Origin of the sequence: Actinoallomurus oryzae, assembly GCF_039541955.1 — a bacterium.
In the GTDB taxonomy this organism is placed as follows: Bacteria; Actinomycetota; Actinomycetes; order Streptosporangiales; family Streptosporangiaceae; genus Actinoallomurus; species Actinoallomurus oryzae.
The window spans coordinates 54,584-60,727 of the sequence record NZ_BAABHF010000062.1 but is presented as its reverse complement, the minus strand read 5'-3'; the positions used below and the strand labels follow the sequence as shown (position 1 = coordinate 60,727).

At 71.1% G+C, this 6,144-nt stretch carries 6 protein-coding genes; 3 read left to right on the top strand and 3 right to left on the bottom strand.

Translation table 11 applies throughout. The features are described 5' to 3' along the window. Nucleotides 1-177: 177 nt before the first annotated feature. Nucleotides 178-684 (bottom strand): PadR family transcriptional regulator, encoded by a 507-nt coding sequence (locus tag ABEA10_RS47325; protein WP_329243851.1) that lies wholly within the window; start codon nt 682-684, stop codon nt 178-180. 397 nt (nt 685-1,081) lie between these two features. Between ABEA10_RS47325 and ABEA10_RS47320 the strand changes: the two genes are divergently transcribed. Together ABEA10_RS47320 and ABEA10_RS47315 are read left to right on the top strand one after the other, a co-directional pair. Then, the gene (locus ABEA10_RS47320; RefSeq protein WP_345475269.1) at nt 1,082-1,555 is read left to right on the top strand and encodes an ATP-binding protein; all 474 of its coding nucleotides are present in this window, start codon (nt 1,082-1,084) and stop codon (nt 1,553-1,555) included. 108 nt (nt 1,556-1,663) lie between these two features. Then, nucleotides 1,664-2,860 (top strand): ABC transporter ATP-binding protein, encoded by a 1,197-nt coding sequence (locus ABEA10_RS47315; RefSeq protein WP_345475268.1) that lies wholly within the window; start codon nt 1,664-1,666, stop codon nt 2,858-2,860. 95 nt (nt 2,861-2,955) lie between these two features. Here the strand turns inward: ABEA10_RS47315 and ABEA10_RS47310 are convergent, their stop codons facing one another. Next, the gene (locus ABEA10_RS47310; protein ID WP_345475267.1) at nt 2,956-3,858 is read right to left on the bottom strand and encodes a LysR family transcriptional regulator; all 903 of its coding nucleotides are present in this window, start codon (nt 3,856-3,858) and stop codon (nt 2,956-2,958) included. Between the two features lie 94 nt (nt 3,859-3,952). Between ABEA10_RS47310 and ABEA10_RS47305 the strand changes: the two genes are divergently transcribed. After that, nucleotides 3,953-5,347, top strand: coding sequence for an FAD-binding oxidoreductase (locus tag ABEA10_RS47305; RefSeq protein ID WP_345475266.1), 1,395 nt, complete (start codon nt 3,953-3,955; stop codon nt 5,345-5,347). Here the strand turns inward: ABEA10_RS47305 and ABEA10_RS47300 are convergent. Beyond that, the coding region (locus tag ABEA10_RS47300) for a hypothetical protein (protein WP_345475265.1) at nt 5,334-6,144 on the bottom strand (811 nt) is incomplete at its 5' end. The two genes, ABEA10_RS47305 and ABEA10_RS47300, sit on opposite strands and share 14 nt — an antisense overlap.

The following is a 6,144-nucleotide window of genomic DNA, read 5'->3' as shown; positions in this document are numbered from 1 at the left end:
GTGTTCTTCGCCTTCCAGCGCTACTTCGTCCAGGGCGTCCTCGCCGGCTCCGTCAAATAAGAATGGCGGGCTGAATGTCACGCGGACCACGAAAGGGTTCGCGTGACATTCGGCTCGCCTGAGAGCAGTGTCAAAAAGGAATCGCCGGGCTCGTCCGCCGTGCCGTACGCGGCAGGCTCAGGTGAGCTCCTCCTGGCAGCGCTCAAGCCACTCGAGGTCGGCCTGGAGATGCAGGCGGGCGCCCTCGATGAGCAGGAGCGCGACGGTGTTGTTCCGGTCGGTCGCCGCCGCGAGGTCCGACAGGCCGCGCATGAGGTTCAAGAGGTGACGTCGTTGCCGGTTGATCAGCGTCATCCGGTCGGCGGCCCCGGTCATCGGGGCCAGCGCGAGCTTCACGAAGAAGTCGTCGCGCAGCTTGGGGCCGTCGCTCTGCTCGTCGACCCAGGTGGCGAGGGCATCGCGGCCGGCGGGGGTCAGCTCGTAGACCTTCTTGTTCGGCCGGCTGGTCTGCTCGACGTCCTGGCTGCGGACCAGGCCGTCCTTCTCGAGTCGTCCCAGCGTGACATAGATCTGGCCGATGTTCGGGGAAGGGTAAGCGCCTCCGAAGGTCTGCTCCAGCGCCTGCTTGAGCTCATATCCATGAGCCGGCTCTTTGGCCAGCAGCGCCAGCAACACCGGTCGCACCTAGCGCCACCCCCTTTCTCCTACCTACATGTCAGCCATGTTAGGTCGGTCTGTCAAGCGCCAGTGATGCCCACAAACTCGGCATCCTCTATTGACTAGTAGATAACGTCAATATATAACAAGCATGTATCGAGTATAGGCGGCCGCCATGGGAGTAGTCGAGATGCGTTCCATGATCAGAACCCCCATGACGACGGTCTGCCCGAATCGGGGGGACGGACTCCGGGTTCCCCGGCGCCTGCGATCGAGCCACGGAGGTGGCCCCGTGACCGAGCGAAGCGAGGGAATCGAAGACACGGCCCCAGTGGTCACTCCCTCCGACGAAGGAGGGCGAGTGACCGCGAACCACCGCGTATGGGCGGCCGGTCGACGTCCGGCGGCCCAGGAATCGATCCCGATGAGCAGGACCACACCCACCGACGACTCTCGTGGCCGTGACGTCATCGTCGACTGGCGCATCTCGGTCCCGGGCGTGCCCGCCATCGTCGCGGTCGCGCGCAGGCTCGTCCATGCGGCGCTCGAGCACTCACCCCGGTGCGACGACATCGAGCTCGTCACCAGCGAGCTGATGACCAACGCCATCCGCCACACACCGAGTGGTGAGGCGGGGTCCCTGGTGACCCTCCGGATTCGGGGCCGCGAGGGATGGGCCCGGATCGAGGTCGCCGACCTGGGCAGCCCCTCCTGGGCCGAGCCGGGGCCCGCGGCCGTGGAGGACGAACGCGGCCGGGGGCTGGGCATCATCCAGATGCTCGCCGACCGATCCGGCCACGATCCGGAGGCCGATGGCCAGGTGTCCTGGGCGGAGATCCATTGGGATGCCCCGTCCGGCGCCGGGCCCGTACGTTTCAACGCTGTTGATCGAAAGTAGTCGGCACGCTGTTCGCCGACAGCCCTCTTTTATCCGCCTTGCCTCTGGGCCGTCACCCCCGACGCACTCGTACCTCGGTCGCGGCCCGCTCGAAAGGAGACCGTCCCTATGACTGCGATCACGCTGGATCGCCTTGACAAGACCTACCCGGCCGGGAACAAGGCCGTGGACTCGTTGAGCCTGGAGATCAAGGACGGTGAGTTCATGGTGCTCGTCGGGCCCTCCGGGTGTGGCAAGTCGACGGCGCTGCGCATGGTCGCCGGCCTTGAGGAGATCACCGGAGGCGAGCTCCGCATCGGTAACCGGGTCATGAACCGGACGCCGGCGCGCGACCGCGACGTCGCGATGGTGTTCCAGAGCTATGCGCTGTACCCGCACCTGTCGGTGCGCCAGAACATCGGGTTCGGGCTGACGCTCCGCAAGGTGCCCAAGGCGGAGATCCGCAAGCGCGTGGACGAGGTCGCTGAGATCCTCGGCCTCACCGAGTTCCTGGAGCGCAAGCCCCGCAACCTGTCCGGTGGCCAGCGGCAGCGCGTGGCGATGGGCCGGGCGATCGTCCGCGAGCCGCAGGCGTTCCTGATGGACGAGCCGCTGTCCAACCTCGACGCCAAGCTCCGCGTGTCGATGCGCGCCTCGCTGGGTCAGCTGCACGAGCGCCTGGGCGTCACGACGGTGTACGTCACGCACGACCAGGTCGAGGCCATGACCCTGGGCGACCGCGTCTGCGTGCTGCGCGAGGGCAAGCTCCAGCAGGTCGACACGCCGCAGCGTCTGTTCGACAACCCGGTGAACCTGTTCGTCGCCGGCTTCATCGGCTCGCCCGCGATGAACTTCGTGGGCGCCAAGCTGGTCCGCGACGACGGCCCGCACGTGGCCTTCGCGGGCCACAAGCTGCCGATCCCGGCGGAGACCCTGTCGGACCGGCCCGGCCTCGACGGCTACTTCGACCGTGACGTCATCCTCGGCGTGCGTCCCTCCGACTTCGAGGACTCCGCCCACGCCAACAACGACTGGGCGCGGATCGAGGCCACGGCCGACCTGACCGAGGAGCTGGGCAGCGAGATCAACGTCATCTTCTCGATCGACGCGCCGCCCGTACAGCACAAGGACGCCGCCGACCTCGCGCAGGACGCCACCGACGGCGACGAGGGCGCGTCGCTGCCGCTGGCGGACAACAAGGCGCTGTGGACCGCCCGCGTCAACGCCCGGGCGCGCGTCCAGGCCGGCCAGAAGATCGAGCTGGCCGTCGACAACCGCAGCCTGCACTTCTTCGACCCCAAGACGGGCCTGGCCATCACCAACTGATCACCTTCGGTCTCAGGGCCCGCCGGACGCGACCACGCTCCGGCGGGCCCTGACTCATGAGTGAGCGGCGCGAGTGAATCAGAGAACACGCGTACTCATGAGCGAGAGAAACGCACCGTCAGGGACGTACGGGCGTGGCGTACGAACGTCCGCGCCGCCGGGCTCACCGGGCCCTCGGAGCGCCACGCGAACACCAGCCGGCCGCGGACCGCGGGCCGCAGCCGGATCGCGTGCAGCGCGTCCTCCCGGCCGCCCATGATCGACTCCGGCAGGACGGCGACGCCGAGCCCCCGGGCGGCCAGTGCGGCGAGGAACCGCGGGTCGCCGGCCTCGAACACGAAGCGCGGACGCAGCCCCTCCGCGCCGAAGGCGTCGTCCACACACGCGCGGATGCCGGTGCCCGGAGGCAGGCAGATGAGCGGCCGCGCGGCGAGTGCCCACAGGGTCATCCTCTCCGTACCGGCCAGCGGGTCGTCCCGTCCGACGACGGCGACGAGCGGCTCGTCGGTGATGACCTGTACGTCGACGCCCGGAGGCGGGTCCGCCGCCAGGCCGGCGAACGCCACGTCGATCCGGCCGGCGCGCACCGCGCCGAGCAGCGGACCGGAGCCCGCCTCGGACAGCGTGATCTCCACCGCCGGGTGACGCCCGTGGAACTCCGCCAGCATTCCCGGCAGGTCCACGTCGTGGGTGGCGGCCGAGGACACCATGCCGACGGTGACGTGCCCGCGCACCAGCCCGGTGAACTCCGCCGCCGCGTCGCGGGCACCGGCGACCGCCTCCAGCGCCGCCCGGGCGTACGGAAGCACGGCGGCGCCCACCTCCGTCAGGCGGACCGTACGGCCCGAGCGGTCGAGCAGTTCTTCGCCGAGCTCCCGCTCCAGCCGCCGGACCTGCGCACTCACTCCAGGCTGCGCCACGTGCAGCCGCTCGGCGGCGCGCGTGAAGTTCGCCTCCTCGACCACCGCCACGAAGTACTCGAACTGCCGAAGCTCCATAACGAATCATGCTAGTAGCGAGACTTATCAGATCTTGGACTTATGGCTCGGGGGACGCGACGGTGGACGGGTCACCCGACGAGGAGGTCGATCCATGAAAACGCTCGCCGCGCTGAAGGACCAGGTGCGCGGTCCGGTGCTGGTGCCCGGCGACGACGCGTACGACGACGAGCGGAACGGCTTCCAGACCGCCTGGCGCCACCGGCCGGCCGTGGCGGTCGGCGCGACGGGAGCCGCCGACGTCCAGGCGGCCGTGGCGTACGCCGCCGCCCGCGCGCTCCCGGTGGCGGTGCAGGCGACCGGGCACGGGCTGTCGGTGCCCGCCGACGGCGGCCTGCTGATCGGCACGCGCCGGATGACCGGGGTCCGGGTGGACACCGGCACGCGTACGGCCTGGATCGAGGCGGGCACCCGCTGGGACCAGGTGGTGCGCGCGACCGCGCCGTACGGGCTCGCGCCGCTGAACGGCAGCGCGCCGCACACCGGCGCGGTCGGCTACACGCTCGGCGGCGGCCTCGGGCTGCTGGCCCGCGCGTACGGGTACGCCGCCGACCACGTGCACGCGATCGACGTCGTCACACCCGACGGCCGGCCGCGTCACGTCACCGCCGAAAGCGAGCCGGACCTGTTCTGGGCGCTGCGCGGCGGCCGGGACAACTTCGGCGTGGTGACCGGGATGCGCGTCGGTCTCGTGCCGGTCGACCGGCTGTACGGCGGCGGCCTGTTCTTCTCCGCGGACCAGGCGGCGGACGTGCTGGAGGTCTTCCGGAGCTGGACGGCCACGGTGCCCGAGACGATGACGGCCTCGGTGGGGATGATCCCGTTCCCCGACGTGCCGGGCGTTCCGGAGCCGATGCGCGGCCGTCACATCACCCACGTGCGCATCGCCCACCTCGGGGACGCGGCCGAGGGGGAGCGGCTCGTCGCGCCGCTCCGGTCCGCAGGGACGCCGCTGCGCGACACACTCGCCGAACTGCCGTACGCCGAGGGCGGCTCCATCTACAACGACCCGGCCCAGCCGCACGGGTACACCGGATCCAACGTCCTGCTGCGCGACCTCGACGACCGGGCCGTGCGCACCGTGCATGAGCTGGCCGGAGCGGACGCCCCGGTGCCGTGCGTGGTCGACCTGCGTCACCTGGGCGGAGCGCTCGCCCGCACCCCCGCCGTGCCGAACGCGGTCGGCCACCGGGAGGCGCGCTTCATCCTGCGCGTCCTGTCGCCCCTGACCGGCGCCGGCCTCGACGCCGTACGTGCGGCGCACCGGCGCGTGTACGAGGCGATGGAGCCGTGGAGCACCGGCGGGCGCTCCCTCAACTTCATCTACGGCGACCGGAGCGCGGACCAGGTGCGCGACGCGTACGAACCGGCGGACCACCGGCGGCTCGCCGAGCTGAAGGCGGTGCATGACCCGGCGAACCTGTTCCGGCTGAACCACAACATCCCGCCGGCCGGGGCGCGAGACGCGGCGATGCTCAGGCGCGGGTGACGCGGAAGTCCCGGAACTCGAAGTCGCAGTTGTCGCCGCGCAGCCCGACCGCGCCACGGGCGAGGATCGCCGGGCCCTCGGCCCCGTCGTCCACCGCCGTGAGCACCTCCCGGTCCCCGTGCCGGACGCTGATGGCGACGAGGTCGCCGCCGGAGGTCTTGATCCGTACGGCGAACCGCTGCCACACGCCGTACGGCACGGTGTAGCGCGTCTGGCCGAGCGTGACGTACGTGCCGCCGTTCGCGGTTCCGCCGGGCCGTTTCTTCTTGATCACGATGAGGTCGTCCCGGCGGTTGAGCGAGACCACGTACAGCTCGGCCGGTGTCTGCCAGCGCAGGAAGAGGTGCACTCCGTCGATCGCGGACGGCCCGGCGCGTCCGGAGGAGGTCAGCCCGAGGTCGCGCAGGCTCAGCGAGACGTTCACGTCGCCGAAGTCGCGGCGCCGGGTGGTCATCCGGAACACGCTGGAGCCGCTCCCGTTCGAGGAACCGGCGTTCGGCGTGGCCCGGTCGGGCGTGCCCGACCAGGCCACGCCGTCGCGGACGAACAGCGAGCCGCTGGTGACGTCCCAGTCCCTGGACCTGCGGCCGTCCGGCGCCTGCGGGTTCCAGTGGGTGTACTCGTTGGTCACCAGCCGGTCCGGCCCGGAGAGGCGCGGGGCGAACAGCGGCGGACGCGGCCGGCCGTAGGCCACGCCGGTCACCGCGCCCGCGAGGGCGAGCGCGGCGACGGCGGCCAGGACGCGCCGGCGCCCCCGGCGCGGCGGGCGCGGTGGGCGCGGCGACGTGGGAGGCGCT

Coding starts and splice junctions, on each gene's coding strand:
- ABEA10_RS47320 (WP_345475269.1), top strand. CDS start 1,082: ATGAGCAGGACCACACCCACCGACGACTCTCGTGGCCGTGACGTCATC.
- ABEA10_RS47315 (WP_345475268.1), top strand. CDS start 1,664: ATGACTGCGATCACGCTGGATCGCCTTGACAAGACCTACCCGGCCGGG.
- ABEA10_RS47310 (WP_345475267.1), bottom strand. CDS start 3,858: ATGGAGCTTCGGCAGTTCGAGTACTTCGTGGCGGTGGTCGAGGAGGCG.
- ABEA10_RS47305 (WP_345475266.1), top strand. CDS start 3,953: ATGAAAACGCTCGCCGCGCTGAAGGACCAGGTGCGCGGTCCGGTGCTG.